At 53.3% G+C, this 2,307-nt stretch carries 1 protein-coding gene and 1 pseudogene; one reads left to right on the forward strand and one right to left on the reverse strand.

What is annotated here, in order from left to right; genetic code table 11:
- Positions 1 to 912, reverse strand: a pseudogene (locus ACT3UQ_RS19595) (IS1249 family transposase); the annotation flags it as partial.
- Positions 913 to 1,370: 458 nt separating this feature from the next.
- Here ACT3UQ_RS19595 and ACT3UQ_RS19600 point away from each other — a divergent pair.
- Positions 1,371 to 1,733: a hypothetical protein gene (locus ACT3UQ_RS19600; protein WP_444637806.1), complete on the forward strand. Its 363-nt coding sequence runs from the start codon at positions 1,371 to 1,373 to the stop codon at positions 1,731 to 1,733.
- Positions 1,734 to 2,307 lie beyond the last annotated feature (574 nt).

Consider the following 2,307-nt stretch of genomic DNA (forward strand, 5'->3'; position numbering starts at 1 on the left):
GTCGTTGTCGAGCTGATCCCTAGCCCGTGCAGATCTTCATTCAGGTATGTGAATAGGTGACCGCGTCGCAAAGCGGTCTGCATGTTCTCGTACGCTTTGCGCAGTCGGTGATGGGTGTACCACCAGGTGCGGGTGCTGCGAATTCTTTGGGGCATCGCACCGTTCCATTGCGCTGCCTAGGTGCGTTCGTTGATGAGGAATTGATGCTGGGCGTGCCAGGCCGCGAAGGCGGCCATCCATTGGGCCGCTGCTTCTTGGGTGCGGATATTCGTGAGTTTTAGGCTCAAACATGCGTAATGACTTACCGGCTGGCAAGCGTGGGTTCAGGGTCAGGTAGGTACGGACATTGCCTTGGATATGAATCAGGCACCGCTGGATCTTCACGTTGGGCCAGAACTCTTTCATCGCTTTCATCAGCCCTGATCCGCCATCGGTGAAGACGACTTTCGGTTCAGGGAAATGCTTCAGCACCGCTGTCCACGCCGCTGATTTTTCTCGGTCGCACCATTGCCATCCGATGACGTTCCGTTGGTCGATAGCGATCAGCAGGCACCAGCCATGCCGGATGTAGATACCGTCGACTTGGATCTCGTCGAAGACTTCTGCGGTGTGGTTCAGGAAAGGATGGACGTTCCAGCACCAAGCGGTTTGGTGGCGGAAGGTCCGGCCGGTTCCTCCGCCGTGTTCTGCTTGGGTTTGTTTGCTCATGAGCCAGTTGACGAAGCTGGCGAGTTGGTTGCGTGCGGTGAGGTCTTCTCGTTTGAAGGTGGTGCTGGCGTTGCAGTTGAGGCAGCGCCATCGTTGCTTGCCATTGCGTTTCCCGTTTTTCTTGTGGGGGCTTTGGCAGATACTACTGTGAGACTTTCCTGTAGCTAGTCTGGGACTGGCTGGCAGGATGGGAACAAGATCCATGTGAAACTTGATCCTGCCCCGAAAAAACGGGGCAGGATCAAGACTGCAGGCACCATTTATTGCCTATAGGCCGCGATTCGCTTTCCGGTTCGAGATGGTTCGGAAACTGCCGTTCTTGGAGATAAGTTGTTGGTCACTCTCATTCCTGATTTTTATGTCTCATAGACCGAGTCTGATAGTCCCTGACAATTCGCGCTACTGCTAAGTCGAATACAGTGGCGCCGGACGTAGACTGACCTCTGGTTCGTTCTGACTCATGAACCAAGTTGAGTACGCGGACAAGAGGTAATGACAACTTACGTTTTAACTGGCGCTGTGTCCGGAATAGTCGCCGCTACTGCGGAACTGCTTCGTCAATGTGCAGAACAGGTGGTTGGCGTGGATCTTCGCAACACTGACATCTGCGCAGAATTGTCGACCGTTGAAGTGTTGAAGTGTTGAAGTGTTGAAGTGTTGAAGTGCGGGAGAGTGCTATCGATCTGACCAAACTTCAATGTCATGGAAAGGTTGATGTGGTGATCGCCTCTGCGGGAATGGCTGCACCTGAGGCGCTGACGATAGCCGCTAACTATTTCGGTGCAGTTCAATTTGTGGAACGACTTCAGCCGTTGCTTGCAGAATCTGCAGATCCTCGCGGAGTGGTTGTATCATGGATGGCCATCCTTCAAGAGAATTCAACGGAACTTGTGGACGCTATGCTTGCCGGCGATGAACTAGAAGCATTGCGGACTGGCGACAAGCTGCAAGCGCAGGGTCCGGCGGCCGAATACTTGAACTACGCGTCTTCTGAAGGATCCATCAGCCGTCGGTTGCGTCGATAAAGCCCTACGGCCAATTGGGCTGGGGCCTACCTTGCGCTGAGCGCTGTTGCGCCTGAAACCGTCATCACCAATATGACGAGGGAGCTGTCGGCCACTGAACCTTGCCGCGTCATGGTGGATGCGAACGTTCCAATACCGCTGAACTATCATTCCTAGGCAAGCGCGACTGCAAAGTTATTGCTATGGCGTGCGAGTGTCGAGAATACACACGTAACAGGACAGACCATTTACGTGGACGGTGGAGTCGATGCAACCTGGCGTGGAGACGACGTTTGGTCCTAGCAGACTTGTGCGTGCTTAGATCTCCGGTGCTGTTGGCCATGGCTGATGATGTATCGACGTCGATCACTATGATGAGCCTCGACGAAACGATATGCGGGGCATGCAAATGAAGGCATTGCCTGTTGGTAAGGGAAAAAGTAACTATCTCTTGTTCTCAGTTACATTTACATCTAAAAGGTAACTAATATAGTGGACTCGTTACACATTCGGTCCCGGCCCTCGGCCACGAGGAACACTACTGGTTGTCTGAACAGGACGCCTTCACGTCAAGAACGAAGTGAGCCAAGAACAA

The sequence above is a fragment of the Glutamicibacter sp. AOP12-B1-11 genome, assembly GCF_052379245.1.
GTDB lineage: Bacteria > Actinomycetota > Actinomycetes > Actinomycetales > Micrococcaceae > Glutamicibacter.